The 25367-nt window shown below is 66.1% G+C and carries 25 protein-coding genes; 3 read left to right on the top strand and 22 right to left on the bottom strand.

What is annotated here, in order from left to right; all coding sequences use genetic code 11:
• Window positions 1-322: 322 nt before the first annotated feature.
• The 10 genes from AC1DVR_RS07025 to AC1DVR_RS07070 all read right to left on the bottom strand — a co-directional run bounded on the left by AC1DVR_RS07025 (window position 323) and on the right by AC1DVR_RS07070 (window position 12924).
• Window positions 323-1294, bottom strand: coding sequence for an ABC transporter ATP-binding protein (locus AC1DVR_RS07025; RefSeq protein ID WP_477999826.1), 972 nt, complete (start codon window positions 1292-1294; stop codon window positions 323-325).
• Window positions 1291-2247, bottom strand: coding sequence for an ABC transporter ATP-binding protein (locus AC1DVR_RS07030; RefSeq protein WP_477999827.1), 957 nt, complete (start codon window positions 2245-2247; stop codon window positions 1291-1293). Before AC1DVR_RS07030 ends, AC1DVR_RS07025 begins: the two co-directional genes overlap by 4 nt.
• Window positions 2244-3215, bottom strand: a complete 972-nt coding sequence (locus AC1DVR_RS07035) for an ABC transporter permease (RefSeq protein WP_477999828.1) — start codon at window positions 3213-3215, stop codon at window positions 2244-2246. The genes AC1DVR_RS07030 and AC1DVR_RS07035 overlap by 4 nt, the downstream gene beginning before the upstream one ends.
• The gene (locus AC1DVR_RS07040; RefSeq protein WP_477999829.1) at window positions 3215-4225 is read right to left on the bottom strand and encodes an ABC transporter permease; all 1011 of its coding nucleotides are present in this window, start codon (window positions 4223-4225) and stop codon (window positions 3215-3217) included. The genes AC1DVR_RS07035 and AC1DVR_RS07040 overlap by 1 nt, the downstream gene beginning before the upstream one ends.
• Window positions 4213-5871 (bottom strand): ABC transporter substrate-binding protein, encoded by a 1659-nt coding sequence (locus AC1DVR_RS07045; protein ID WP_477999830.1) that lies wholly within the window; start codon window positions 5869-5871, stop codon window positions 4213-4215. The genes AC1DVR_RS07040 and AC1DVR_RS07045 overlap by 13 nt, the downstream gene beginning before the upstream one ends.
• Before the next feature lie 36 nt (window positions 5872-5907).
• Window positions 5908-6810 carry a proline iminopeptidase-family hydrolase gene (locus AC1DVR_RS07050; protein ID WP_477999831.1) on the bottom strand — a complete coding sequence of 301 codons (903 nt, stop codon included), beginning with the start codon at window positions 6808-6810 and terminating at the stop codon, window positions 5908-5910.
• Window positions 6811-7153: 343 nt separating this feature from the next.
• Complete coding sequence (locus AC1DVR_RS07055) at window positions 7154-8101, bottom strand: GAF domain-containing protein (RefSeq protein ID WP_477999832.1); 948 nt, start codon at window positions 8099-8101, stop codon at window positions 7154-7156.
• 66 nt (window positions 8102-8167) lie between these two features.
• Entirely contained in the window at window positions 8168-10174 is a 2007-nt protein-coding gene (locus tag AC1DVR_RS07060; RefSeq protein WP_477999833.1) for a hypothetical protein, read from the bottom strand.
• Window positions 10175-10177: 3 nt separating this feature from the next.
• Window positions 10178-11269: a phosphatase PAP2 family protein gene (locus AC1DVR_RS07065; protein WP_477999834.1), complete on the bottom strand. Its 1092-nt coding sequence runs from the start codon at window positions 11267-11269 to the stop codon at window positions 10178-10180.
• Window positions 11270-11280: 11 nt separating this feature from the next.
• Entirely contained in the window at window positions 11281-12924 is a 1644-nt protein-coding gene (locus AC1DVR_RS07070) for a hypothetical protein (protein WP_477999835.1), read from the bottom strand.
• Window positions 12925-13121: 197 nt separating this feature from the next.
• On the opposite strand from AC1DVR_RS07070, the gene AC1DVR_RS07075 reads away from it, so the two are divergent.
• Entirely contained in the window at window positions 13122-13349 is a 228-nt protein-coding gene (locus AC1DVR_RS07075) for a hypothetical protein (protein ID WP_477999836.1), read from the top strand.
• Window positions 13350-13517: 168 nt separating this feature from the next.
• Window positions 13518-15359 (top strand): dihydroxy-acid dehydratase, encoded by a 1842-nt coding sequence (ilvD, locus tag AC1DVR_RS07080; protein WP_477999837.1) that lies wholly within the window; start codon window positions 13518-13520, stop codon window positions 15357-15359.
• Between the two features lie 68 nt (window positions 15360-15427).
• On the opposite strand, the gene ureG is transcribed toward ilvD, so the two are convergent.
• The 4 genes from ureG to AC1DVR_RS07100 all read right to left on the bottom strand — a co-directional run bounded on the left by ureG (window position 15428) and on the right by AC1DVR_RS07100 (window position 17867).
• Window positions 15428-16060 (bottom strand): urease accessory protein UreG, encoded by a 633-nt coding sequence (ureG, locus tag AC1DVR_RS07085; RefSeq protein ID WP_477999838.1) that lies wholly within the window; start codon window positions 16058-16060, stop codon window positions 15428-15430.
• Window positions 16057-16680, bottom strand: coding sequence for an urease accessory protein UreF (locus AC1DVR_RS07090; protein ID WP_477999839.1), 624 nt, complete (start codon window positions 16678-16680; stop codon window positions 16057-16059). Before AC1DVR_RS07090 ends, ureG begins: the two co-directional genes overlap by 4 nt.
• A complete protein-coding gene (locus AC1DVR_RS07095; RefSeq protein WP_478000000.1) occupies window positions 16677-17234 on the bottom strand; it encodes an urease accessory protein UreE in 558 nt (185 codons plus the stop codon). Before AC1DVR_RS07095 ends, AC1DVR_RS07090 begins: the two co-directional genes overlap by 4 nt.
• A 225-nt stretch (window positions 17235-17459) precedes the next feature.
• Complete coding sequence (locus AC1DVR_RS07100; protein WP_478000001.1) at window positions 17460-17867, bottom strand: HNH endonuclease; 408 nt, start codon at window positions 17865-17867, stop codon at window positions 17460-17462.
• Here AC1DVR_RS07100 and AC1DVR_RS07105 point away from each other — a divergent pair.
• Window positions 17808-18215, top strand: a complete 408-nt coding sequence (locus tag AC1DVR_RS07105; RefSeq protein WP_478000010.1) for a hypothetical protein — start codon at window positions 17808-17810, stop codon at window positions 18213-18215. The genes AC1DVR_RS07100 and AC1DVR_RS07105 overlap by 60 nt on opposite strands.
• 2 nt (window positions 18216-18217) lie before the next feature.
• Here the strand turns inward: AC1DVR_RS07105 and ureC are convergent, their stop codons facing one another.
• The 8 genes from ureC to AC1DVR_RS07145 form a co-directional block, all read right to left on the bottom strand.
• A complete protein-coding gene (gene ureC / locus AC1DVR_RS07110) occupies window positions 18218-19927 on the bottom strand; it encodes an urease subunit alpha (protein ID WP_477999840.1) in 1710 nt (569 codons plus the stop codon).
• A 12-nt stretch (window positions 19928-19939) separates the two neighbouring features.
• A complete protein-coding gene (locus tag AC1DVR_RS07115) occupies window positions 19940-20257 on the bottom strand; it encodes an antifreeze protein (RefSeq protein ID WP_477999841.1) in 318 nt (105 codons plus the stop codon).
• 174 nt (window positions 20258-20431) lie between these two features.
• Window positions 20432-20737 (bottom strand): urease subunit beta, encoded by a 306-nt coding sequence (locus AC1DVR_RS07120; RefSeq protein WP_477999842.1) that lies wholly within the window; start codon window positions 20735-20737, stop codon window positions 20432-20434.
• A 4-nt stretch (window positions 20738-20741) separates the two neighbouring features.
• A complete protein-coding gene (locus AC1DVR_RS07125; protein ID WP_477999843.1) occupies window positions 20742-21290 on the bottom strand; it encodes a HupE/UreJ family protein in 549 nt (182 codons plus the stop codon).
• 9 nt (window positions 21291-21299) lie between these two features.
• The gene (locus tag AC1DVR_RS07130; protein WP_477999844.1) at window positions 21300-21602 is read right to left on the bottom strand and encodes an urease subunit gamma; all 303 of its coding nucleotides are present in this window, start codon (window positions 21600-21602) and stop codon (window positions 21300-21302) included.
• Window positions 21599-22435 (bottom strand): urease accessory protein UreD, encoded by an 837-nt coding sequence (locus tag AC1DVR_RS07135; RefSeq protein ID WP_477999845.1) that lies wholly within the window; start codon window positions 22433-22435, stop codon window positions 21599-21601. Before AC1DVR_RS07135 ends, AC1DVR_RS07130 begins: the two co-directional genes overlap by 4 nt.
• Window positions 22436-22648: 213 nt before the next feature.
• Complete coding sequence (locus AC1DVR_RS07140; RefSeq protein WP_477999846.1) at window positions 22649-24820, bottom strand: xanthine dehydrogenase family protein molybdopterin-binding subunit; 2172 nt, start codon at window positions 24818-24820, stop codon at window positions 22649-22651.
• Between the two features lie 23 nt (window positions 24821-24843).
• Window positions 24844-25287 carry a (2Fe-2S)-binding protein gene (locus AC1DVR_RS07145; protein ID WP_477999847.1) on the bottom strand — a complete coding sequence of 148 codons (444 nt, stop codon included), beginning with the start codon at window positions 25285-25287 and terminating at the stop codon, window positions 24844-24846.
• Window positions 25288-25367 lie beyond the last annotated feature (80 nt).

The raw sequence follows: 25367 nt of genomic DNA on the forward strand, positions 1-25367 counted from the left end.
TTCCTCCCTCTTGATTGTCACGCGCCCCGAGGCGCCCACTCCCTTGCAACGTGTCAGGTCATGGCCCATCTGCGCAGGCTCATCCGAAACGTTACGGGAGTTTTAGCGGCAGGCCCGGTCAAAAGTCAACGATTCTCGCCTCAAAGCGCTTTCAAATTGCTTTGGGACTGGGCGGGGCTTTGGGCAACACAGCCGTTCTTTCTGCAATTCAAAGCGCTTGCGGGAAATTGCTGCAACCGCATTGGGGGCGAAAAGGATGGAAAAAGGCGCCCCGGAGTGCGGGACGCCTTCTGGTTGTGCCGGGTCGTCGCCCTGCGGCGGGTCAGGCTTGCGTCAGGGGGAAATGGCAGGCGACAGCGCCCTTGGCCCCCGGGGTCAGCGCGGGGCGTTCGGTGCGGCAGCGGTCTTGCGCAATCGGGCAGCGCGGGTGAAAGCGGCAGCCCGAGGGCGGGTTGATCGGGCTGGGCACATCGCCGGTCAGGATGATGCGCGCGCGCCCTGCCCCGTTGACCGGCTTCGGGACGGCAGAGATCAGGGCTTGCGTGTAGGGATGGCGCGGGCGCGAGAAGACATCGTCGGCCTGGCCAATCTCGACGATCGAGCCAAGGTACATGACGGCAATTCGGGTGGAAACCTGCCGGACCACCGAAAGGTCATGGGCGACAAAGACATAGGTCAGCTTCAGCCGTTCCTGCAGATCCGCCAGCAGGTTGACGATCTGCGCCTGAACCGAGACATCGAGGGCCGAGACCGGCTCATCAAGGATCACCAGCTTCGGCTCCAGCGCGATGGCGCGGGCGATGCCGATGCGCTGGCGCTGGCCGCCGGAAAACTCGTGCGGGTAGCGTTGGGCGTGGTCGGGCAAGAGGCCGACCTGCTCCAGCAGGGCGGCCACGCGGGCGTTGATCTCGGCTTCGCTCAAGGACAGGTGGATGCGCAGCGGTTCGGCGATCAGGTCATGCACCCGGCGGCGCGGGTTGAGCGAGGCATAGGGGTCCTGGAACACCATCTGCACCTTCCGCCTGAGGGGCCGCATCTGGCGGGTGGAGAGGGTGGAAATATCGGTGCCGTCGAAGACCAGCTTGCCTTCCGATATGTCGTAAAGCCGCGACAGGCAGCGCCCGAGGGTGGACTTGCCGCAGCCGGATTCCCCCACCAAACCAAGGGTTTCCCCCGGCTGGATCGACAGCGAGACGTTATCCACCGCCTGCACCACCCGCTTGCCCTGGCGCGAAAAACGGCTGCCCACCGTGAAGCGCTTGGACAGGTCGGAAATCTCGTAAAGCGCGGTCATGTGGCACCGGTCAGGAAGCAGGCGGTTTCATGGGGGGGATGGGTCAGGGTCGGTCGCGCCTCGCAGGCCGCGAACTTGTGCGGGCAGCGCGGGCCGAAGGCGCAGCCTTTGGGCAGGCTGAGAAGCGAGGGCGGCGCGCCGGCGATGGTTTGCAGGCGGTGGGGACGCTCCCCTTCAAGCGGCGGGATCGAGTTCAAAAGCGCCACGGTATAGGGGTGCTGCGGGTCGGCGAAGAGGTCGTCGCGGGCGGCGCGTTCGACGATTCGGCCGGCGTACATCACCATGATACGGTCGGCGAGTTCGGCCATGACACCAAGATCATGGGTGATGAAGACGATGGCGGAGCCATGGGTCTGTTGCAGCTTGCGCAAGAGGTCGAGGATTTGCGCCTGCACCGTCACATCGAGGGCGGTGGTCGGTTCATCCGCCACCAGAAGAGCGGGGTTGCAGGTCAGGGCCATCGCGATCACCGCGCGTTGGCGCATGCCACCGGACAACTGGTGCGGGTAGCGGTGGACGGCTTCCTCGGGCTTGGGGATGCCGACCTCGGCCAGAAGGGCTATGGCGCGGTCCCAGGCCTGTTTCTTCGACACCTTCTCATGCGTCAGGATCTGCTCGGCGATCTGCCAGCCGATGGTATAGACCGGGGTCAGGGCCGTCATCGGGTCCTGGAAGATCATCGCGATCTCCTTCCCCCTCAGTTGGCGCATCTCTTTCGGCTTCAGGCCGACGAGTTCGCGGCCGCGGTAGAGGATCGAGCCGGTGATGACGGCGTTGGGGTCGGTGATCAGGCCCATGACGGCCAGAACGGTCATGGTCTTGCCGGAACCGCTTTCGCCGACGATGCCGAGGATCTCGCCCTCCGCCACGGTGAAGGACACGTTGTCGAGCACGCGGACAAGGCCCTGCTCGCTGCGGAAGGACACGCAAAGGTCGCGGACTTGCAAAATCATGAGGTGCGTACCCTTGGGTCGAGCAGGATGTAGATGACGTCCACAACGGCATTGGCGAGGACGACGAAGAAGCTGGCGTAAAGCACCGTGGTCATGATGACCGGCAGATCAAGGTTCTGCAGCGCGTCGAAGGTCAGTTTGCCCACCCCTTGCAGGCCGAAGACGACCTCGGTCAGCAGGGCCGAACCGCCGACCAAAGCGCCGAAGTCGAGGCCGAACAGCGTGACAAAGGCGATGAGCGAGGTGCGCAGCGCATGGCGCAGCAGGATTCGGGTTTCCGACAGGCCCTTGGCGCGGGCGGTGCGGATGTAGTCTTCCTGCAAAGCCTCGGTGATGGAGGCGCGCAGCACCCGGCCATAAAGCCCGATGTAGAGGATCGAGAGGGTGATCCAGGGGATGACGAGGGTCAGGAACCAGCCTTTGGGATCACTGCTGAAATCCTTGTAGCCGAGCGGCGGGACCCAGGAGAAGAGCCACGAGTCGTGAAAGCGGCTTTGGGTGACGAGGTTCATCACCTCGCCCAGCCAATAGACCGGCATGGAGACGCCGATCAGGCCGAGGATCATCAGAAGCTTGTCCGGCCAGCGGTCGCGGTAGGCGGCGGCGGTCACCCCGATGATGAGCGAGAAGACGACCCAGAGGATCGCCGCCCCGATCACAAGCGACAGCGTGACGGGGATGGTGTCCAGCACCGCCGGGACGACCTTCCAGCCGCGATTGACGAAGGAGGTGAGGTCGCCGGTGATGAAGATTTTCTTCATCATCGTCAGGTACTGGATGTAAAACGGCTGGTCGAAGCCGAAGGAATGGCGGACCGCCTCCAGCACCTCGGGCGAGGCGTTGCGCCCGGCGATGCGGGCGGCGGGGTCGACGCCCGGGGTGCCGAAGAAGATCAGGAAGACCAGGAGGCTGATGCCGGCCATGACGAACAGCATCTGGGCCAGGCGTTGCAGGATGGCGAAGAACATCAGCCTCTCCCCAGCTTGATTTTCGAGCGCGGGTCGAGGGCGTCGCGCAACCCGTCGCCGAAGACGTTGAGCGACAGGACCGAGATGACGATCATGAAGCCGGGGGCCAGGGCCACGGCGGGGCGGGTGTAGAGGAGGGTCTGGCCGTCCTGAATGATCGTGCCCCAAGAGGCGTCGGGAGGCTGGACGCCGATGCTCAGGAAGGACAAAGCGCTTTCGGTCAGCATGTTCAGCGCCATCATGATCGGGATGAAGACGATGAGCGTGGTCGAGACATTGGGCAGGATATCCTTCCAGAGGATCCGCCCCGACGGCGCGCCAAGCCCGATCGCGGCCATGACGAAATCGCTTTGACGCAGGGACATGACCTGCCCGCGGATCGGCCGTGCGACGTAGGGGATGTAGATGACGCCAATGATGAAGATCGGCAGCCAGAGCGAACCCGATTCCACGGTAAAGGGCCCGATCGTGATGCCTTGCGTGATCAGCACGATGGAGAGGGAAATCGCCAGGAGGTACACCGGAAAGGCCCAGAGCACATCGAGAATGCGGCTGATCACCATATCCACGATGCCACCGAAAAACCCTGCGGCGAGGCCGAGGAAGGTGGCAAACAGCAGGGTGAAGGCCGTGGCGGCGGCGGCGATGATCATCGAATTCATGCCGCCATACAGCAGCCGGGCCATCACGTCGCGGCCCTGATTGTCGGCGCCTAGAAAGTAGTTGCCCAGCCGCCAGGTCGGGCCGATGGGCGTATAGCCCAGCGCAAGGCCGGTCGTGGGAAGCTCCATCACCGGGTGTTTGACGCCGTCAATCGTCACCACGGCATCGAGGGTCGATTTGAACGGGTCCACCCCGGCCCACCACGCATAGACCGGGGCCGAAATGCAGGCCAGCACGATCAGCACGAAGACGGCCAAAGCCACCAGGGCGGTGCGGTCGCGCTTCAGCCGGTGAAGTGCCGTGGCCCAGGGGCCACGGCTTTTCGCATTAACGGTTACTGCACCCAAGATTGCGATACCATCCAGTAGAACTGCGCATTGAACTGGAAGTTGCCCACCCGCTTGGAGACGAAATCGACATGCTTCGGCGTGAACAAGGCCGCCATCGGCGCCTTGTCGGTCACGGCCTTGTCAACCTCGGCCCAGACCTTGTTGGCGCCTTCGGGGTCGGTCACGCCAAGCGCCAGGGCCTTGTCCATATTGGCCTGGATATCCTTGTCGCAGAAGCCCGCGATGTTGATCGAGCTGTCCGACCCGGGGGTGAAGGAAGCGCAGCCGAACAGGATGTTCAGGAAGTCCGACGCCGCCGGATAGTCTTGATACCATTGGCTAATCGAGATCTGCACCTTGTTGTTGGTGTTCTGGATATAGGTGAACTGGATATTGGGCGAGATCGGCTTGACCTCGGCCTGATAGCCGATGTCGGTCAGGACCGATTGCATGTAGGTGCCGATGGCCTTGGAGACGGCGGTATCCTCGGCGATGATCGTGACCTTCTGGCCCTTGGTGCCGGATTCCTCGACCAGAGCCTTGGCCTTGTCGAGGTCAGGCGCGCTCCACTTCGCGCCCGGGTCCTTGGTATAGGGGCAATAATCGACATGTCCGGGGAAGCCCGGGGGCAGAACTTGGCAAACGGGGGAGGCCAGAACTGGGCCGCCGAAGAGGTTGACCAAAGCGTTGCGGTCCAGCGCGAAGTTCACCGCCTGGCGCGCCTTTTCGTTGTCGAAGGGGGCCAGGTTCACGTTCATCGGCGCGTACCACCAGGCGGTCAGGGTGTTGAGGAAGACCTGGTTCTGGAACTTGGTGCCGATCTCGCCCAGGCGGTCGGTCGGCGGCTGGTCGAACATCCAGTCGGCCTCGCCGTTCTGCACCGCGGTCACCTCGGCCTCGTCGGTCAGGCCGAAGTCGTACTGGATCACGTCCGGGTAGCCATCGGGCTGGGCTTCCTCGCTCCAGACCTTGAAGTTCGGGTTGCGTTCCATGGTCATGCCCTTGTTCGGGTCATAGGCCGAGATGTAATAGGCCCCGGTGCCCGGGATCGGCGCGGACCCCGCATCGGTGGTCGGCGCATCGGCCGGCAGGATCGAGGCATGCGGCAGGGCCAGCTTGTCGAAGAATTCGGCATCGGGCTTGGTCAGGTTGATGGTGACGGTGCCTGCCGCCTCGTCGCCGACCACGCCGCCCTCCAGCGTGCAGGTGGCGGCCTCGGCCAGGCATTTGTCAGCGCCGACGATCACCGAATAGAAACCGCCCGCCGTGGGGGAAGACACCTTGAAGATGCGCTGGAACGAGGCCACCACGTCCTTGACCGTCACCTCGGCCCCGTTGGAGAACTTGATCCCCTTGCGCAGCTTGAAGACATAGGTCTTGCCGTCGTTGGTCGGCTCGGGCAGCGCCTCGGCCAGGTCGGGAACCTTGGTGAAGCCATCGGATCCGGCCGCCTTCTTGAAGGCGACGAGCCCGTCATAAAGCCCCTGATAGATCTGCCAGTATTGCAGCGTGTAGTTGATCATCGGGTCCACGGTGCCGGCGGCAGAGCGCGCGACCAGCCGCATCGTGCCGCCCCGGTGCGCCGTCTGGTATTCGGCCTGCGCGGGGGCCACGGCCCCGAGCATCAGGCCGGCAGCGGCCGTGGCCAGAAGTAGCTTTCTCATTTCAGTCTCCCGGTTGGTTTTTTATGGCTTGGTGGTTCAGTCGTGCATGTTCAGAAAGCCGCCGACGACGCCCATGCAGAATTCCTTCTCTTCGACATGCGGCATGTGGCTGCTGTCCTCGAAGATCACCCAGGTGGCGCCCTTGATCAGGTCCTTGTAGGGCTGGACGGTGGCCGGGGTCGCCTCGTCATGGCGGCCCGAGAGGAGCAGCGTCGGCACAGTGATCTTCGGCAATTCCGGCGTGATGTCCCAGTGCTTCAGCGTGCCCACCACGAAGAACTCGTTCGGGCCGTTCATCGTGTGATAGACGGTCGGATCGGCGGCGGTCTGGGCGAAGCTTGCGGCCACCTCCGGCGGGTTCGGCACCACGCGGCAGACATGGCGGGCATAGACCCAGTCGGTGGCGGCCTTGTATTCCGGATTGTCATAATCCCCGGTCGCCTCGTATTTGTTCAAGGCGTCCTGAATTTCCTGCGGCATCTCGGACCGCTGGCGCATCGCCTCCGAGGTCCAGAGCGCCATCGACGCGGGGGAGTTCGCAATGGTCAGCGATTTCAACCCCTTGGGCCGCCGGACGCCATATTCCGCCCCGAGCATCCCGCCCCAGCTTTGCCCCAGAACGTGGAAACCGGCACGCTGGCCCAGATGGTCGATGAGGTTTTCCAGCTCGTCGACAAACAGCTGCGGCGTCCAGAAGTCGCCGCCCTTTTCCGGCAGGTGGGTGGAGTTGCCGCAGCCGATCTGGTCGTAGTGGATGACCGCCCGGCCATCGCGGGCCAGAAGCTTGTAGCTGTCGATGTAATTATGGGCCACCCCCGGCCCGCCGTGCAGCAGAAACACCGGCGGCTTGGCCGAATTGAGATCGCCGGTGATGCGATACCAGGTCTCATAAGGACCAAAGGGCGCGCGGCCCTCCACTTGTTGCAATGTCTGGTTCACCCTACCCCCTCGGGGCCCCTCCGGGCCCGGCGTGCCGCGCAGATTCTGACGCAGACTCTGCGGTCTTATCTGAGGCGTACGGTGGCGCAGGGATCGCGATAGTCAAGAAATTTCACGCAGAGTATACGCACGCATCCGATGAACTCCGCGTGCGCTGCCGCAACTTTGGTCATGCGCCACCGTGCGCCCGCCCTAAGTGGCACCCATCACGGCAAAATTCCGCACCCCTGCCCGCTTCATCCAGACCAAATATCCTCGGGGGAGGTCCGGAGGGGGCAGAAAGCCCCCTCCGGGCGCGGGGGTCCGGGGGGCGCGCAAGCCCCCCGGCTCCCCCGGCCAGATTTCAGTCGCTCCGCGACAGCTTGCGATGAAAGGTCGCCCGCGAAATCCCCAAAGCCCGCGCCGCGGCCGAGGCATTGCCTCCCGCCCGCGCCAGGGCCCGCGCCATCACCGCCCGCTCGCCGGCTTCCAGCGTCAAGGGCGAGTTCAGGCCCAGCAGGTCCGCCGCCGGCACCGGCTTGCGGGTGAGGTCGCCTTTCAGGCCGAAATGCAGCCGGGCGGCGCGCGTGGCGCCGATCACCAGCTCGTCGCCATCGACCGCCAGAATGGCGCCCTGCGTCCGGTCCATCCCCGGCGCCAGCATCAGGCGCGCCTTGGGGAAGGCGTTGCGGAAAAGGTCGCCCTCGATCCGCCGCGCCGCTTCGGTCACCGCATGGGCGATCAGGCCGGCCACGGCCTCGCCGGTCTCCAGCCCCGCGGTCGAGACATCCAGCACCGCCAGAAGCTGGCCCTCGGCGTCATGGACGGGAGCGGAGGCGCAGGAGAGGTCGATGTTGGCCGACAGGAAATGCTGGCCCCGGTGGATCACCACCGGACGCCCCTCGGCGAGGCAGGTGCCGATGCCATTGGTCCCCGCCGCAGCCTCGGACCAGAGCGTGCCGGTCCAGAGGCCGTTTTCCTGAAAATCACGATCATCGCCAGGCTTGCCGCGGCGGTCGACCGGGATGCCCTCGTCATTGGCGAGGATCACGCAGCCGCCCAAGGCCCCCACCGAAAGGAACAGCCGGTCCAGCGTCGGGCCTGCTGCCTCAAGCAGCGGACCCAGCTTTTCGCGCAGCGCGCGGAATTCGGCGCCGGTCAGCCGCTCGCGTCCGACGCGTTGCGCGGGGTCGAGCCCATGCACCCGCGCTGACCGCGTCCAGGAGGCCACGACCGAAGAGCGCGCCGCACCACCCTGGGCCAGCGCCGCCGCCACGGCGGCCTCATGTTCCTGGTTGGGCTTCGCAGCCATCAGAGCCTCCGCGCAGCGTTTCCATCCGGCCAGATTAGCCGCATTCGCCCAAGCGTCAAAGCCAATTCAGACCAGCCGCAGAGCGCCCAGCCGCAGGCGTTGCGCAGGCCCGGTGCCCGGATCGGGCACTGTCACCACACCGGGCCGGCCGGTCAGGGCCGCTGCGTAATTGTCGCCCGCAGGTCCCGGCGCGGGCGGGCTGGCGCGGAAGGCCGCCAGAAGCGCGCGGGCGATCTGCGGCGCAGCCGAGGAGGTGCCCTGCTGCGCCACGAAACTGCCCGTCCTTGTGCCGGCCGAGACGATGCCGGTCTGCGCCGGCGACCGGTCGGTCGGGGCTGCGGCATCCACCCCGCGCCCACCGACCGTCCCCGCGGAGGAATAGCGCGCCGCCTGGCCAAGGCTCGCGACATGGCCGCCGACGTTGAGCGAGACCGCGCTGGTCGCCAGCCCGTTCAGCCCGTCAAAGCGCCGGACCATCGGGTTGGCCGCGAGATCATCCTGTTGCGCCAGCGCCCCGTCGGCGCCAAAACGGTCATAGGCGGGGTCGACGAGCCAGGATTGCCGGGCGCCGGTATGGCCCTGTTCATGGTCGACATCGCGTTGAACGCGCAGGGAAATCAGGCCGGACTGGCTCGCCTTGCGCTGGACGCTGATCCGCCATTCGCCCGCCGGTGCCCCGGCATGGGGGGCGGGGGGCAGGGCCTTGGGATCGGTCGGCGCAAGGCAGATCACCACGCGCCAGCGGCTCTGGCGGTAATGCTCCAGCGTGATCTGGCCGACGATATGGCCGCCCACCACCACATCCTGACGCGGGTCCTGCGGTGTGACCGCGACGACCTCGCCCTGCGGCGCGGTCAGGCTGAAGACGTGGCCCGCGGGCGCAGCCCCCGGCTCCAGCCACAGTTCGGCGAAGGTAGAGGTCATGTCATGCGGCGGGGCGAACCAGCGCAGGCTCGCCAAGGCCTTGTTGCCCGCGACGGGGGCGAAATGGCCATCCTCGATCCGCGCCGAAAGCCGGTCCTGGAACATGTTGCCCGAGGGCAGGACCAGCGCCGTCGCGGCCAGCGCCCGGCGCGCGGTGATCAGTTCGGCCAGCGCCGCCTCAAGCGCCGAGGCGCCGTCATGCGGCCCGCCCGACCAGCCGAGCGAGATATTGACCACCACCGGCACCTCGCCCCGGCCATGGGCGGCGGCGATCGCGCTCGCCCGGTCAAAGATGTAATGCAGGCCCGCCAGCAGGAACATGTCGGTGCCAAAGCCCGAGGTGTCCCAGAGCGCTGTCGCCGGCAGGTCCACCGCGATGATCCGGGTCTGGACGGCATCCTCGGGGTCGCAGGCGGCGGCGGAGGCCAGCACATGGGTGCCATGCGAATGCGCCCGTGCCAGGGGCAGCGGCGGCAGGCCGGGGCGGCCGAGCAGGCCCGCCGCGCGGTAGATCGCCTCTTCATCGCCGTTGTGGGCGGCGCGCAGAGCCTCGATCTTCTCGCGCGTGAACTCGCGCCCGAAGAGAACCGCGCCCGCGCCGTCCGAGGGCGCGGTCTGCGACCAGCAATAGTCGATCCGCGTGGCCCCTGCGGCGCGCAAGCCCTGATGGGCAAAGGCGATGCCGTCGTCGATCACGGCGAGGATGACCAGCGGCTTGGCGGGATCGACGCCCGGGGCCGGGCCCTGCACGGGTTGCGGCGTGGGGAAATTGGCATCGATGGTCTCCGACCGCACCGGGAAGTTCAGCCGCAGATGCCGCGCGCCGCCACCCGCCAGACCGGCCAGCTGGGTCGCCAGCCGACCGGGGTCATGCGCCGCAATCGCCGTCGGACTTTCGGGCACCAGAAGAAGCGGCAGGAAATGCGGGTCCACGCCGGACCAGAGCGTGGGCAGGCGCGGCACCATCGTGATGCCATCGGCGGCCAGAAGGCCTGCGACGGCGGCAGCGGGATGGGCGACCGGGTTTGGAAACTCGGCCAGGCAAGACAGGCTCGGCGAGGTGTCGAGCTGCAATCCGGGCAGGTCGTAGAACTTGCCCGGCCCGAACATCCAGCGTTCATAGGGGCCAAGCGGATCGACCGGGGCCATGGCTCAGACCGCCTGATGCAGGGTGAATTCGTCCTTGGCCTGCGACCAGAGCCAGGCCAGCAGCGGATCGGCGGCCACGGGCACGGCGCCGCCGCCAGCCTCGGCCCGGATCGCCACTTGGTCGGCGTAAAGGAAATCGGCATCCGGCGCCGTATCGGGTTCATAGGCCGACAGGGCCTCAAACGTGCCGCCACCGGTCATCGCGGCGACCAGAATCCGGCCCATCTGCAGGCCAAGCCGGGTGCCCGCCGCCGAATCCATCGGGAAATGCACGCCCGCCACGGTGCGGTTGACCGCGATGCGGTGCGCCTGACGGTAGCAAAGGTCGATCCGTTTGGGCGCATCGCCGTAATGGTCGGGGGTCGACATCACCAAAGCCTCGATCACCCGCGCCATGGCCATTGTCTGGGTCGCATGGGCCGAGGGGAAGGAGCCGTGGCTTGGCGTCGTGATCAGGGGGGTGATGCGCACATCCAGCTCCGCCGGGCGGCGGCAGGCCAGAAGGTGCTTCGGCAGCATGGTGATCTGGCCCGCCAGGGTCTGCACCACGTCCAGAAGCTCCAGCGTCTTGGGGTTGCGCCCCTCGGTCAGGCCGAGGAACAGCGCGAAATAGGCGGAGAAGGCATCGGTCTGCGACAGGACCTCGGCCCCGCGATCGCCGCGCTGGTCGGCGTAATAGCGCACCCAGTCGCATTGCTTGGCCAGGGTGGCGGCGGTCGGCGGCTGCAGGGTGGCAAAGGTCGCCCCGCCCCAGCTGAGGCTGACCGAGGTGACCGCATCGTCCCAGGCGTAGCCGACATGCCGGCTGACCGAGGCCTGCAGCAACCGTTCGCGGATGTCGGGCGACCAGCGCCGCATGTTGGCGGCGGCGCCGGGCGTCAGGGGTTCGATCCCCGCGGCGGGCAAGGGGTCGAGGCCCGCCGCATGCAGCAGCGCCTCGGCCGAGGTTTGCAGGCCCGACACATCGCCGGACCCGGATCCGCCAATGCCATGAATGCCGTGGATACCATGGATGCCGTGAATTCCATGAATTCCGTGAATGCCATGGATCCCGTGGATGCCATGGATGCCGTGCATAGTTCCCAAAACAGACATGACGTCTCCTGTTATCCAACGCCCGCAGCGGTCAGGGCGGTGACCATATGTTGACCGATCTTGAAATTTGCCGCCGGATGGCTGCGGCGATAGGATGAAATGGTGAAATCAGGTTGCCGGCGCAGCAGGTCGGCGGCCACCGACCGCGCCTCCTCGCCCCGGCCAAGGAAATGCAGCGCGCAGAGCCGGGCGCGCAGGGTGGAGACATGGCGGTCGTTCCGGTTCAGGGACCGGTCGGCCAGGGTCAGGGCATGTTCCCATTGCTCGGCGGCCAGATAGGCGGTCGAGGCGAGGCTGTCGAAGAAATAGCCGAACGGGTCCACCGGTGAGAGGCGCAGCGCCTTTTCGGTGCGCGCCACCGCATCCACCCCGTCGTCGCGGTAGGCCGACAGCACGCCGGACAGAAGCCAGGCCATGCTTTCGTTGGGGTTGAGGTCGAGCGCCGCGTCGAACCGCTCCGCCGCCTTGTCGAGCCGCATCAGGAGGTTGTTGTTCACCACCCCGTCGATGGTCAGCGCGAAGGTGTTGCCGGGGTCCATGTCCAGGGCCCGCGCCGTGCAGTCGAGCGCCACCCCGGTGTCGCGCAGCGCGTTGTTCGACCAGCCGTTGAAGATCGACATCACATACCACTCGGCCAGCCAGGCATGGGCCTCAGGCACACGGGGGGCGCGGCGGATCACCTCTTCGATCAGATCGCGCGAACGGGCGAAGTTCGACAGTTTCAGCTGGTGCATCATGCCGATGCCGGCAATGAGAAGCTGATGATCGCCCAGCGCCGAAAGGCTGCGGCCCTGCGCATGGGCCAGGGCATCGGTGGCGATGGTGCGGCCGATGGTGCGCACGATCTCGGCCACTGCGGGGCTGTCGGCCATCAGGAACTCGGCCAGGTCGCCGGGGAACTGCCGCGTCCACAGGATGCGGCCGGAATGGGCATCAAGGCAATCGGCGTCCAGCACGACCTTGTTGCCCGCGACGCGCAGGCTGCCCGTGACGCAGTAATCCACGTTCAACAGCCGCCGCACCCGGCCAAGGTCGATCCGCTGGCCGCTGATCTCGCGCGCCGACAGATGCGAGATGACGTTGAGCAGATGGCTGCGCGACAGGGCACGGCAGACCTCTTCGGCCAGCCAGTCGCCAAGGACGGAATGCAGCTCCTCCCCCACGACCAGACGAAACGGCAGCACCGCAATGGCCGGCAGGACCGAGGGCGCCGCCGGGGGCACGGTCTGGCCCGACAACAGCGCGTAGAACTGCTCGGGCGCCTGGCGGATGCCCTGCAGCCAGTCGTTGAAGTCATCGTCGCGGATGTCGATGCCTTCAAGGAACTCGCCGCCGCCCGGGGTGCCCTGCAATTCGACCTGGGTCAGGTCAAGCGCGATGTCGGTGTTGTTGACCTTGAGCAGGCGTTCGAAATCCGGCCCCATGGTGGATTTGATCGCCGACAGCGCCGTCCGCAGGCTTTGCCGCCCGCCGTCATGGCAGGAGGTGCCCCAGAGCAGGTTTTGCAGGTAACTCCGCGTCCGCCGCCCCGAGGGCGCCGTGGCCAGAAGCGCCAGCATGGCCCGGTGCTTGGCGCCCTTGATCTCATACCCCTGCGGCTGTGCCGATCGTGCGACACAGGCGCCAAAGAGGTTGATTTGCAAAAGCTTGGTCACGTCTGTGCCTGGTCCGGTGAAATGTTGACGCAAGGTAACGGAACATCTCCGCCTGACAAAGCCCTTTGACACTTTTTTAACAAGGCCGTCAGACCATTCCACATTACCCATGGTTGCAGGATCAGGCGTCAGGCCCGGCCCTTTCGTGTTCAAACGGCTCTTTTGTGTTCAAGCAGTACAGGATCAAGGGATTTGCTATGATCGACAAGTCCAACGCCCCCCTCTCCGCCCCCCGCAATGCCACCGCCTGCGCCGATGTGCGCGATGTGGCCGATTTTCACCTGCGCTGGCCGGAGTTCCGTCCGATTGCCAAAAGCCTCAGCTGCAACCCCAGCCTGACGCCGAGCGAATCCGATACCTTGACCTGGATGATCGAACTCCTCAACCGGATCGGCCCCCAGGATCTGGAGGACGGCAATCTCTAGGCTCTTCCCGGCCTTCTGCAGGCCTTCTGCAGGCCTTCTGCGGCTGTTTTGCCGCGTCAGGGTACAAAACCACTCTTGATCACCGCCCCGCTTCGGGCCATGTCAGTCCTTGCATCAACCCTTTGCCTCTGGCCCTCGCCGGGGTTGGCTTTTTGACAGGAGTTTCCCATGCCCGTTTACCGCTCCCGCACGACGACCCATGGCCGCAACATGGCCGGTGCCCGTGGCCTTTGGCGCGCAACCGGCATGAAGGATGGCGACTTCGGCAAGCCGATCATTGCGATCGTGAACAGCTTTACCCAGTTCGTACCCGGCCACGTCCACCTGAAGGACCTCGGCCAGCTGGTCGCGCGGGAGGTCGAGGCGGCCGGCGGTGTGGCGAAAGAGTTCAACACCATCGCCGTCGATGATGGCATCGCGATGGGCCATGACGGGATGCTCTATTCCCTGCCCTCGCGCGAGCTGATCGCCGACTCGGTCGAATACATGGTCAACGCGCACTGCGCCGATGCGATGGTCTGCATTTCCAACTGCGACAAGATCACCCCCGGCATGCTGATGGCGGCGATGCGGCTGAACATCCCTTGCGTCTTCGTCTCCGGCGGCCCGATGGAGGCCGGCAAGGTGGTGATCCGCGGCAAGGAAGTGGCGCTGGATCTGGTCGATGCGATGGTCTCCGCCGCCGACGCCGCCTATACCGACGAGGAAGTCGAGGCGATCGAGAAGGCCTCCTGCCCGACCTGCGGCTCCTGCTCGGGCATGTTCACAGCCAATTCGATGAACTGCCTGACCGAGGCTCTGGGCCTGTCCCTGCCCGGCAACGGCTCCACCTTGGCCACCCACGCCGACCGCAAGCGGCTGTTCGTCGAGGCCGGTCACCTGATCGTCGACATCACCAAACGGCATTACGAGCAGGACGATTATTCGGTCCTGCCGCGCAATATCGCGACGAAACAGGCCTTTGAAAACGCCATGGCTCTGGACGTGGCGATGGGCGGTTCGACCAACACCGTGCTGCACATCCTGGCCATCGCCCATGAGGGCGAGGTGGATTTCAAGATGGCCGATATCGACGCGCTGAGCCGCAAGGTGCCGGTGCTCTGCAAGGTCGCCCCCGCCAAGCAGGATGTCCATATGGAGGACGTCCACCGCGCCGGCGGGATCATGGCGATCCTCGGCCAGCTCGATGCGGCGGGGCTTCTGAACCGCGAGGTGCCGACGATCCATTCCCGCTCGATCGGGGCGGCAGTGGATCAATGGGACATCAGCCGGACCAATCAGGAATCGGTGCGCGATTTCTTCCGCGCCGCCCCCGGTGGCGTGCGCACCACGATGGCCTTCACGGCCACGGGCCGCTATCCCTCGCTGGATCTGGACCGCGCGCATGGCGTGATCCGTTCCCCCGCGACGCCGTTTTCCAAGGATGGCGGGCTGGCGGTGCTGACCGGCAACCTCGCCGCCGATGGCTGCATCGTGAAGACGGCGGGTGTGGATGAGAGCATCCTGGTCTTCTCGGGCCCCGCGCGGGTGTTTGAAAGCCAGAACGCCGCGGTGAATGCGATCCTCGCCAAGAAGATCAACCCCGGTGACGTGCTGGTGATCCGCTACGAAGGGCCGAAGGGCGGGCCGGGGATGCAGGAGATGCTGTACCCGACCTCGTACCTGAAGAGCATGGGCCTCGGGAAGGCTTGCGCCCTCGTCACCGATGGCCGTTTCTCGGGCGGCACCTCGGGCCTGTCGATCGGGCATGTCAGCCCCGAAGCGGCGGCCGGTGGGGTGATCGGTCTGGTCCACGAAGGCGACATGGTCGATATCGACATCCCGAACCGCTCGATCTCGCTGCGGGTGTCGGAGGTGGAGCTGGCCGCCCGCTGGCAGGCGCAGGAGAAGGCGGGCTGGCGTCCGGCCGAGGTGCGCTCGCGCAAGGTGAGCCAAGCGCTGCGAGCCTATGCGCTGTTCGCCTCCTCCGCCGACAAGGGCGCCGTGCGGGTTCTGCCCGGCGAGGAATAAGGCCTGACGCCGGGGCGCGGCTGAGTGCCTGCGCCTCCGGCGGGGATATTTGCACAAGTATGAAAGCGTCAGGCGGCGGCGGATCGGAGGATCAGGCCGCCGTCTTTTTGCAGGAAATCGACGATGGCATCGACCCCATGGTTCTGGCGCAGGCGAGCCATGACATAGGGACGCGCGCCGCGAGCGGTTTTGGTATCGGCTTCGAGGAGCGTGATGTCGACGCCGACGTAAGGTGCGAGGTCGGTCTTGTTGACCACCAGAAGATCGGAGCGCGTGACGCCGGGGCCGCGTTTCCGCGGGATATCCTGACCGGCGGCGGTGTCGATGACATAGATCGAAAGGTCGGCGAGTTCGGGGGAGAAGGTGGCGGCGAGGTTATCGCCGCCTGACTCGATCAGGATCAGGTCGAGGTCGGGGAAGTTGGCGTTGAGATCGGCCACGGCGGCGAGGTTGATCGAGGCATCCTCGCGGATGGCGGTATGCGGGCAGCCGCCGGTTTCGACCCCGCGGATGCGGGCGGCGGGCAGGACCTGGGCACGGGTCAGGTAATCGGCATCTTCGCGGGTGTAGATGTCGTTGGTGATGACGGCCATCGAGCAGCGGTGGGCCAGGGCGCGGCAAAGCTGTTCGGTCAGCGTGGTCTTGCCGGCGCCGACGGGGCCGCCGATGCCGACGCGGAGGGGGCCATTGGGACTGGTCATGAGCGGAAGATCCTTACATCCATGGTTTCGTGGCGCATCGCGGCGAGGTCGGCGCCCATTGTGGCGCTGGAAAGGGCGGTGAGGGGCGCCTTGGCATATTCGGCGGCGAGCGCGGTGATGATCGGGGAGAGGCGGGTGAGCACCCTTTGGCCATCGGCAGCGCCCAGGGGGACAAAGCGGACGGCAGCGGAGATCAGTTGCGCGGCAAGGGCTTGCAGGAAGAGGGAGAGGACCTGTTCGGTCGTCAGATCGAGGCTGCGCGAGGCATGGGCCACGGCGAGCGCATAGGGCAAGGGCGGTTGCGGCTGGCCGGTGACCGAGGCCACGACCTGGCCGAAGGCGGCGCCCTGGTCGCGCATCTCGGCATGGCGTTCGGCGGAACTGGCGAAGGCATAGGCGAGGTCGGTGAGGTCCTCCCCTGCCCTGGCGTGGGCGAGGAGGATTGCATCCATCTTGCCCGCGCCATGGGTCAGGATGCCGGTGATCCAGTCGGTGAGGGATTCGGGATCGCTGACCTGGCCCTCGGTGATCGCCTGTTCCAGTCCCTGGCTATAGGCATAGGCGCCGACCGGAAAGGCGGGGGAGAGCCATTGGACGAGGGTGAGGAGATCGGCGCTCATCTGGGTTTGGCGGCGTGGAAATGCAGTTTGCCGTCGCCGTGGTCGTGCCAGCCGAAGGTTTCCTCATGTGCATGGGCCGGGGTTTCCGGGCCATGGCTGTGCCCCCCATGATCGTGGCCCATCGTGCGACCGGTGCCATAGGCGCCGCCTTCAGGGGTGAAGGGCTCGGTGACGAAGGCGGTCCTGGCGCCGAGCTGGGCCAGCATGGCTTCGAGCACATGGTCGCGGCGGATCAGGAGGCGGGTGGCTTCGATCTGGCAGGGCGTGTGGCGGTTGCCGATGTGCCAGGCGAGGCGGGGGAGGTCGGGGCCGGTCACCTCGACCAGCGCCTCTTCGGCGGCGACGACCTGGATGGCGCGGCCATCGTCGAGCTGGAAGCCCCAGAAGTCGTCGAGATTGGTGACCGAGGGGAGATCGACCAGAAAGCCCTCGTCATGCACGGTGACCAAGCGTTTGCGGCGCATCAGGCGTTCGTCGTAGCCGAGGACCACGAGGTCGTAGGTCGTGGCGGGGGCCTTTGTCAGTAGGGTGCGGGCGGCGGGAAGGTCGGGCATCTCGGTTCCGGTCTTGTGGCGGCGCAGCGGGGGTTTCACACCCCCGCACCCCCGTGGGATATTTATGGACCAATGAAGGGCAATTTTAGACGAATTGTCGCGATTTCAATAGAGGAAGTAGCGTTGCGCGAGGGGGAGTTCTTTCGCCGGTTCGCAGGTCAGCAGCTCGCCGTCGGCGCGGACCTCGTAGGTTTCGGGGTTCACCTCGATGAAGGGGGAAGGAGGTCATTTTCTGAACTTCTCCCTTTCCATGCCATGATGTGCCTCACGGTGACAATTCGGACAGAGTGCCACCGCGTTTTCAACGGTATCCGAGCCACCGTCAGCCAAGCGGTGCCGATGGTGAACCTCGAGATAAGGGGTTTGGGTCGACAAGCGCATGAAAGGGGCGGTCTTGCCACACGCCTCGCAAGTGTTCCCAGCGCGCAGGAGGACCGTAGTCACGACATCCGGATTGCGCAAGTAGACGGTCGTGGTAACGGTTGCGGTCTTTGGTATGGGGTCCGCACCTGCGAGACGGGCGGCGCGCTCTGCGGGCGTACTGTCTAAGGATTTGACAAGAGCCGCGGTTTCTTGGGCGAGAAGCGCAGCAAGGTCATGGGCGCCGAGGTTTGCCAGGAATTGTTCGGCCACGGCGCGGACAGCAAGTTGGGGGCCATTGTTCAGGGGGGGGCCGCTCGTATCTTTTATGTGCGCAAGAACGGTTTCGGCGGCACTCCAGCCCGCGTCAGCACCAAAATCCTGGGCTATCCAATTCAAGAACAGTTGGGTTTGTTCAACCGTCAAGGTGAGAGAGAATATTTTGCCAGCCAACAAGTGCCGCAAGATATCAATCGTGATTGCCGCGTTTCCCTCATTCATTTCGGCGTTAGCGGCGACCCTTCGGATTGCGTCGCTGCGTTTAAGCGCTCCCGAGTGAACGGCCAGCGAGGCATCATAGCAAGCGCGTGCCTGCGTTTTCGTCGTCTGTGCCATGTCTGAGGCTAGTACAGGAAGTAGCGTTGCGCGAGGGGGAGTTCGCGGGCGGGTTCGCAGGTCAGAAGCTCGCCATCGGCGCGGACCTCGTAGGTTTCGGGATTCACCTCGATGAAGGGGGTGGCGGAGTTGTGGACCATTTCGCTTTTGCCGATGGTCCTTGTGTTTTCGACGGCGAGGGTTTCCTTGGCCAGCCCGAGTTGGGCGCGCAACCCGTCGGCCTGGGCGGCCTGGGAGACGAAGAGGACGGCGTTGCGTTCCACGGCGCGGCCATAGGTGCCGAACATCGGGCGCGTGTAGGTCGGCTGCGGGGTCGGGATCGAGGCATTGGTGTCGCCCATCTGGGCGCAGGCGATCATGCCGCCGACCAGCACGATTTCCGGCTTGGCGGCGAAGAAGGCGGGGAACCAGAGGACCAGATCGGCGCGCTTGCCAACCTCGATGGAGCCGATGTGGCGGCTCATGCCCTGGGCTATGGCAGGGTTGATCGTGTATTTGGCGACATAGCGCTTGGCGCGGACATTGTCGTTCTGCCCCGTCTCGTCCGAGAGGCGGCCGCGTTGTTGCTTCATCTTGTGGGCGGTTTGCCAGGTGCGGGTGATGACCTCGCCGACGCGGCCCATGGCCTGGCTGTCGGAGGACATGATGGAAAACGCGCCGATGTCGTGCAGGATATCCTCGGCGGCGATGGTTTCGCGGCGGATGCGGCTTTCGGCGAAGGCCACGTCCTCGACGATGCTCTGGTCGAGGTGGTGGCAGACCATCAGCATGTCGAGATGCTCTTCCAGCGTGTTGACCGTGTAGGGCATCGTCGGGTTGGTCGAGGAGGGGATGACGTTCTGCGAAGTCACGATCTTGATGATGTCGGGGGCATGGCCGCCGCCGGCGCCTTCGGTGTGGAAGGCGTGGATGGTGCGGCCCCTGATCGCGGCCATGGTGTTTTCGACAAAACCTGACTCGTTGAGCGTGTCGGTGTGGATCATCACCTGCACATCCATGTCATCGGCCACCGACAGGCAGCAGTCGATGGCAGCGGGAGTGGTGCCCCAATCCTCGTGCAGTTTCAAGGCGCAGGCGCCGCCCTTGACCATCTCGATCAGCCCTTCGGGACGCGAGGCATTGCCCTTGCCGGAGAGGCCGAAATTGATCGGGAAAGCGTCGAGGGATTGCAGCATGCGCCCCAGATGCCAGGGGCCGGGGGTGCAGGTGGTGGCCAAGGTGCCATGCGCCGGGCCGGTGCCGCCGCCGAGCATGGTGGTGATGCCGGAGTGCATCGCATCCTCGATCTGGCCGGGGGCGATGAAGTGGATATGGGCGTCAAAGCCGCCGGCGGTGAGGATCTTGCCCTCGCCGGCGATGACCTCGGTCGAGGGGCCGATGATGATGGTCACACCGGACTGCGTGTCGGGGTTGCCGGCCTTGCCGATGGCATGGATGCGGCCGTCACGCAGGCCGACATCGGCCTTGTAGATGCCGGAATGGTCGAGGATCAGCGCATTGGTGATCACCGTATCGACCGCCCCGCCCGAGCGCGGGATCTGGCTTTGCCCCATGCCGTCGCGGATCACCTTGCCGCCGCCGAACTTGACCTCTTCGCCATAGGTGGTGAGATCCTTTTCCACCTCGATGATGATATCGGTGTCGCCGAGGCGCACCCGGTCGCCGGTCGTCGGGCCATACATGGCGGCATAATCGGGGCGGGAAATCCGGGTGGCCATCGGCGGCTCCTGTCAGAGTGGTGATTTGGGCCCGGCCTTGGTCAGCCGGGCGGCATTGGATTTGGCCTTGCGGTGCAACGGCCGCATCCCGGCCATCGCGATCTGGTCGGGCGTTTCGCCACGCGCCATGGCCCGCGCGCTGGCGATGGCCGAATGGGTGAAAGCCTCGGCCTTCTCGGCGACCATGCGTTCACTTTCGCCGGCGCCGGTGTTCCACAGGCCCAGCATGCCCAGGGTGCGCAGCGCGATCACGGTCTGCGCGTCGGCGGCGAGGCTCCAGAAGGTCTGGGCGGTGTGCAGAAAATCGAAGGGAGAGGGTTTGCGGGCCATTTTGGATCTTTCCGGGCTGGATCGGCGGCGTGCCGAAACAGGATTGCCCGGGTACCACTCAGAGAACGCCCGTTGCCGGGGCGCGGTTCCGCCACTTGGGCCCAGTCCGGTTGCCAAGGCAAGACCGGTCATGCCGAAAGCTCCTGCGACCTTGGTCCTACCCGCTGGCGCATCTTACAGATCCCCCATCACTGCGCCGTTGAAACCGTAGACCCTGCGCAACCCGCCATAGGGGATGAGGTGCACCTCGCGGCTCTGGCCCGGCTCGAACCGCACGGCGGTGCCGGCAGGGATGTCGAGCCGCATGCCACGGGCGGCGGCGCGGTCGAAGCTGAGGCCGGGGTTGGTTTCGGCAAAGTGGTAATGGCTGCCGACCTGCACCGGGCGGTCGCCGGTGTTGGCGACCAGAAGGGTGATGGCCGCGCGGTCGGCATTGAGCGCGATATCGCCCGCGGCGGTGAAAATCTCTCCCGGGATCATGGCGTCACCCTGCAAAGGCGAGGGTGACCCCCGCAAGCAGCGCCAAGGCGCCGGAGAGCCGGAGCGCCACCCGGTTCAGCGTCAGGCCAAGGCCGAGGCCGAGCCCGTGCAAGGCGGCGGTCGCGGCCAGCATGCCAAGACCGAAGCCCGCGCCCGAACCTTCCATCCCGTGGGCGGCGCCATGGGCCAGACCCATCAGCGCGACCAGCGGGAGCGCGAAAGCCAGCCGCATCCGCAGCGTCAGGGCCACGGCCGCGCCCAGAAGCATGACCGAGGCCAGCACCATCGGCTCCACCGCCGCGGTCAAGGCGCCGAGGCCCGGAACGAAGGCCGCCCCCGCTGCCATCGCGGCCAGAAAGGCCAAAGGCAGCGCATATTTCGCCCGACCGCCGAGCGTGGCCGCCCAAAGGCCGACGCCGGTCATCGCCAGCAGGTGGTCGGCGCCGGTGAAGGGGTGCAGGGCCCCGGCCTCGAAGCCAAAGCCGTGGCCGGGGTGGGCCGCAGCCACCGAAGGCAGAAGAAGAAGGGGAAGGACGGAGAGAATGCGCTTCATTTCAGCCTCTTATCGGATCGGGTGGTGGACGGTGACAAGCTTGGTGCCATCGGGGAAGGTCGCCTCGACCTGAACCGAATGGATCATCTCGGGCACGCCTTCCATGCATTGGTCGGCGGTGATCACATGGGCGCCGGCCTGCATCAGGTCGGACACCGCGCGGCCATCGCGGGCGCCTTCCACCACGAAATCGGTGATCAGCGCCACCGCCTCGGGGTGGTTCAGCTTGACGCCCCGGTGCAACCGGCCGCGCGCCACCATGGCGGCGAGGCTGACCAGCAGTTTTTCGCGTTCACGCGGTGTCAGGTTCATATTGTTCCTCCGCTGAGCCAGACGCGGGGCAAGGGCCGCGCCGACAGGGTCTTGATGATCTGAGCCATTTCCTTGCGCAGGGCGAGGCCGTCATGGGCCAGCACCCGCACCAGACAGCGCCCGTCCCAGCCCGAGACGGCGCGGCGCACCCCCGCAACTTCGGGGATGGTGCGCAGGGCCTCTACGGCATCTTCGGCCCCTCGCGCCACGAAAGCCACCACACCCAAGGCCCGCGCGCCATCGAGGAGCACCGGGCTTTCGCGCTTGGCCAGAACGGCGGGGTCAATGAGCAGCGTCTCGGCCCAGACCGGGCGGTTGTCGCGCAGGATGATCCGGTGGTCGTGCAGGCGGGCGGCATGCAGCACCTCGCCCATCGCGGTGCGGCCGAGGACAAGGCTTTCGCAGGTCAGGCAGCTGGCATCGCCTTCAAGGTCAATCCGGGTTTCGCGCGACAGGTTGGCGGATTCGAAAAGGATCGTCTCCTGCGGCAGCCAGTCGAGCCTGCCGCCCGCGCCGACCTGCGCATGAACCCGAACCTGCGCCTCGCCCTGATTGCTGGCATAGGCACGCTCGGCGGTCTGGGTGGTGGCGGCAAGGCGCACACCGGGGGCAAGGCGCAGGTTCAGCGACAGCCTGTCGCCGCCGGTCAACCCGCCGGAAGTGTTGAGAAAAACCACCTCGGGCACCGGCCCGGCCACCCGCGGCAGCATGACCTTGGCCGAGCCTTGCTGGGCCAGATCCTCCAGCCGCACTCGGCCATCGCGCAGGCCGAAAGCCGCAAGGGCACGGCCTTTGGCGCGCTGCATCACAGGCTGGGGCGGCAGGTCGAACATCGGATTCCGGTCGGGCTTTCTTGGAGAAACTTTGCCCGGACCTTGGCAGAGCAGAGGCCGCGCGCCACGCCCCTGCCCCGGCATCAGACCAGATCAGCCCGGAAATGCGGCAGCAATGGCGACCAACCGCACAGAATGAAGGCTTCATGGCGCGAAAACGGGCAAACTGAAAACCGCGCAGCCATTGCAGCTGCGCGGTCCGGTTCGCCTGTCTCAGGCCTCGCCCATCGTGGCGCCCGGGTAGAAGGGCAAGGTCCGCACCCGGGTCCCGGTCAGCTTGGCCCAGGCATTGGCCACGGCGGGGGCGACGCAGGGCACGCCGGTTTCCCCCACGCCGCCCGGCGCTTCGGTGCTGGGCACCACGGTGACGGCGACCTCGGGCATTTCGTGCAGTTTCAGCATCCGGTAGTGGTTGAAGTTCTGCACCTGCGGCTTGCCCTTGACGAAGGTCATGCCGCCCCAGAGCGTGGCCGAGATGCCGTGCACGATGCCGCCCTGGATCTGCGCCTCGATCGAGCCGGGGTTGACCGGCACGCCGCAGTCGATGGCGCAATAGACCTTCCTGACCGAGACCTGCCCGCCGACATTGGCCACATCGGCGGCCATCGCGATGAAGCTGCCGAAACCGGACAGGAAAGCCATGCCGCGCGCCTGCCCCGCGCCGGGGGGAACGGCCCAATTCGTCAAGCTCTCCAGCGCCTTGACTACCGCCAGGGGCCTTGGGCTATCGGCCAGAAGCGTCTTGCGGAAGGCCAAGGGATCCTTGCCGGCCAGAAGCGCCAGCTCGTCGATGGCACTTTCGACGGCAAAGGTGTTGTAGCTTTCCCCGACCGAGCGCCAGTAGCCGAGCCGCACATCGCAGGGCAGAAGGGGCACGAACTCGATCCGCCGGGCGCCGATCTTGTAGGGCATCCCCACGGCGCCCGCGACAGCTCCGGTATCCTCGGGGTTGTTGCCGGCCAGCGTGCCGCGCTGGATGTTGATCGAGGGCGAGACGTTGCGGTAGATCAGGTTGCTGATCCCGCCCGCCGCCCCCAGCGCGGCCCGCACCCGGATCAGGGCCGAGGGGCGGTAATAGTCGTTCCGGAAATCCTCCTCGCGCGACCAGATCAGCTTGACCGGGACACCGGCTTGCTTGGAGAGGCCGATGGCCTCGGCCACATAATCGGTCTCGAACTTGCGGCCCAGGCCACCGCCCATCAGCGTGCTGTGAAGCGTGACCGCCGAGGCCGGCACGCCGGCGATCTTGGCAGCCAGCGCCGGGATGAACTGCTGGCCCTGGGTCGGCGCCCAGATCTCGCAGGCGCTGGCGGTGACGCTGGCGGTGCAGCACATCACCTCCATCGTCGCATGGGCCATGAAGGGCAGGGAGTAGGTGACATCAATCTGCCGGGCCGCGGCGCCGATCTTCGGCGTGCCCACCACCTCGGCCACGAAGGCGGTGGCGGTTTTCGACCTCATCAACGCCTGCGCCGCTGCGGCCAGCGCCGTGCTGTCGGCGGCATCGGGGTCGGCGGGCAGGTCCCAGGTGATCTTGGGCGCCGCGCCGCGCGCCAGCTGGATCGCGGTCCAGGTGTCATCGGCCAAAACGCCGACCGCCGTGCCGAGGTTGTAGAGCCTGGCCCCGCCCGAGCTTGCGGGCATGGACTTGACCTTGCCGCCCTGCACCGGGGCATGGATGGTCGAGGCAAACCGCATCCCCGGCACTTTCACATCCATGCCGAAGACCGCAGACCCATCGGTCTTGGACGGCACATCCAGTCGCGGCATCGCCTTGCCGATGAAACGCCCGGTGGAATTGAGCGCCGCCGTGGTGGGGGGCGTCAGGCCCGAAGCGGTGACCACGACATCGGAAAACAGCACCCGCCGCGTGCCGTTGCGCAAGGCGCCGCCCTGCCCCAGCGTCCATGTCCCGCCATATTGCCTGGCCGCCGCCGCGATCAGCGTCTCGCGCACCACGGCCGCCGCCTGGCGCAAGGGCGCATACCAGCCCCTTGTCGAGGTGCTGCCCCCGGTCAGCTGCGCGCCGAACAAGGGGTTGCCATAGGGGTTGGGCCAGAGGGTCGAGGCCGGAGCATGTTCGGCCCGGACCTGCGGCCAGTTGAGGTTCAACTCCTCGGCCACCAGCTGCGCCAGCCCGGTCAGGATGCCCTGCCCCATCTCGGAGGAGCCGAGTACCACCGTCACCAGATTGCTGGCGTCGATCCTGATATAGGCGCCCAACTGGCCCGCACCGGGTGCATTGGCCGCCTCGGCCGCCCGGTCGCCCAGCGTCAGGGCAAAGGGCACCACAAGGGCAGCCCCTCCCGCGGCCAGAACGGCGCGGCGTGACAGGCCGGTATCGCCGGCGCCCGCGCCTTCGGTCGTCTCATGACTGTCTTTCATGTCGGTCATCCCTGTTGCTAAGGTCACAGCGTTTGGGTGGCGTCCTTGATGCGGGCATAGGTGCCGCAGACGCAGAGATTGCCAAGTTCGGGGGCGATTTGCGCACCATGGTGGCCCGCCTTCATCGCGCCCGTGGTAGCCATCAGCATGCCCGACTGGCAGAAGCCGCATTGCGGCACCTGATGCTCGACCCAGGCGGCCTGCGCCTTCATGCCCTGCGGGTCGGCCGAAAGCCCCTCCACCGTCATGATCTTGCGACCGGCGGCCTCTTGCACGCTCATGTCGCAGGACTTTTCCGGCTGGCCATTGACCAGCACGGTGCAGGCGCCGCAGACCTCGATGCCGCAGCCGTATTTGGTGCCGGTCAACCCCAGATGATCGCGCAGGACCCAAAGCAAGGGCATATCCGGGTTCGCGACGGTGACCGTCTGCACCTGCCCATTCACGTTCAAGTTAAAAGTGGCCATCCCATCCTCCAATTCGCTGAATGAGGCGCGGTGCATTGCGGCCGTGCCCTGACGATGTTTCCGGTGTTTCATGCCAAAAT

It is taken from the genome of Rhodobacter sp. P2_H5 (genome assembly GCF_056403335.1).

Excerpts from the sequence above, each read along its gene's own strand:
- AC1DVR_RS07025 (WP_477999826.1), bottom strand. The coding sequence starts at position 1,294 with ATGACCGCGCTTTACGAGATTTCCGACCTGTCCAAGCGCTTCACGGTG.
- AC1DVR_RS07030 (WP_477999827.1), bottom strand. The coding sequence starts at position 2,247 with ATGATTTTGCAAGTCCGCGACCTTTGCGTGTCCTTCCGCAGCGAGCAG.
- AC1DVR_RS07035 (WP_477999828.1), bottom strand. The coding sequence starts at position 3,215 with ATGTTCTTCGCCATCCTGCAACGCCTGGCCCAGATGCTGTTCGTCATG.
- AC1DVR_RS07045 (WP_477999830.1), bottom strand. The coding sequence starts at position 5,871 with ATGAGAAAGCTACTTCTGGCCACGGCCGCTGCCGGCCTGATGCTCGGG.
- AC1DVR_RS07055 (WP_477999832.1), bottom strand. The coding sequence starts at position 8,101 with ATGGCTGCGAAGCCCAACCAGGAACATGAGGCCGCCGTGGCGGCGGCG.
- AC1DVR_RS07060 (WP_477999833.1), bottom strand. The coding sequence starts at position 10,174 with ATGGCCCCGGTCGATCCGCTTGGCCCCTATGAACGCTGGATGTTCGGG.
- AC1DVR_RS07065 (WP_477999834.1), bottom strand. The coding sequence starts at position 11,269 with ATGTCTGTTTTGGGAACTATGCACGGCATCCATGGCATCCACGGGATC.
- AC1DVR_RS07075 (WP_477999836.1), top strand. The coding sequence starts at position 13,122 with ATGATCGACAAGTCCAACGCCCCCCTCTCCGCCCCCCGCAATGCCACC.
- ilvD (WP_477999837.1), top strand. The coding sequence starts at position 13,518 with ATGCCCGTTTACCGCTCCCGCACGACGACCCATGGCCGCAACATGGCC.
- ureG (WP_477999838.1), bottom strand. The coding sequence starts at position 16,060 with ATGACCAGTCCCAATGGCCCCCTCCGCGTCGGCATCGGCGGCCCCGTC.
- AC1DVR_RS07090 (WP_477999839.1), bottom strand. The coding sequence starts at position 16,680 with ATGAGCGCCGATCTCCTCACCCTCGTCCAATGGCTCTCCCCCGCCTTT.
- AC1DVR_RS07095 (WP_478000000.1), bottom strand. The coding sequence starts at position 17,234 with ATGCCCGACCTTCCCGCCGCCCGCACCCTACTGACAAAGGCCCCCGCC.
- ureC (WP_477999840.1), bottom strand. The coding sequence starts at position 19,927 with ATGGCCACCCGGATTTCCCGCCCCGATTATGCCGCCATGTATGGCCCG.
- AC1DVR_RS07115 (WP_477999841.1), bottom strand. The coding sequence starts at position 20,257 with ATGGCCCGCAAACCCTCTCCCTTCGATTTTCTGCACACCGCCCAGACC.
- AC1DVR_RS07120 (WP_477999842.1), bottom strand. The coding sequence starts at position 20,737 with ATGATCCCGGGAGAGATTTTCACCGCCGCGGGCGATATCGCGCTCAAT.
- AC1DVR_RS07125 (WP_477999843.1), bottom strand. The coding sequence starts at position 21,290 with ATGAAGCGCATTCTCTCCGTCCTTCCCCTTCTTCTTCTGCCTTCGGTG.
- AC1DVR_RS07130 (WP_477999844.1), bottom strand. The coding sequence starts at position 21,602 with ATGAACCTGACACCGCGTGAACGCGAAAAACTGCTGGTCAGCCTCGCC.
- AC1DVR_RS07135 (WP_477999845.1), bottom strand. The coding sequence starts at position 22,435 with ATGTTCGACCTGCCGCCCCAGCCTGTGATGCAGCGCGCCAAAGGCCGT.
- AC1DVR_RS07140 (WP_477999846.1), bottom strand. The coding sequence starts at position 24,820 with ATGAAAGACAGTCATGAGACGACCGAAGGCGCGGGCGCCGGCGATACC.
- AC1DVR_RS07145 (WP_477999847.1), bottom strand. The coding sequence starts at position 25,287 with ATGGCCACTTTTAACTTGAACGTGAATGGGCAGGTGCAGACGGTCACC.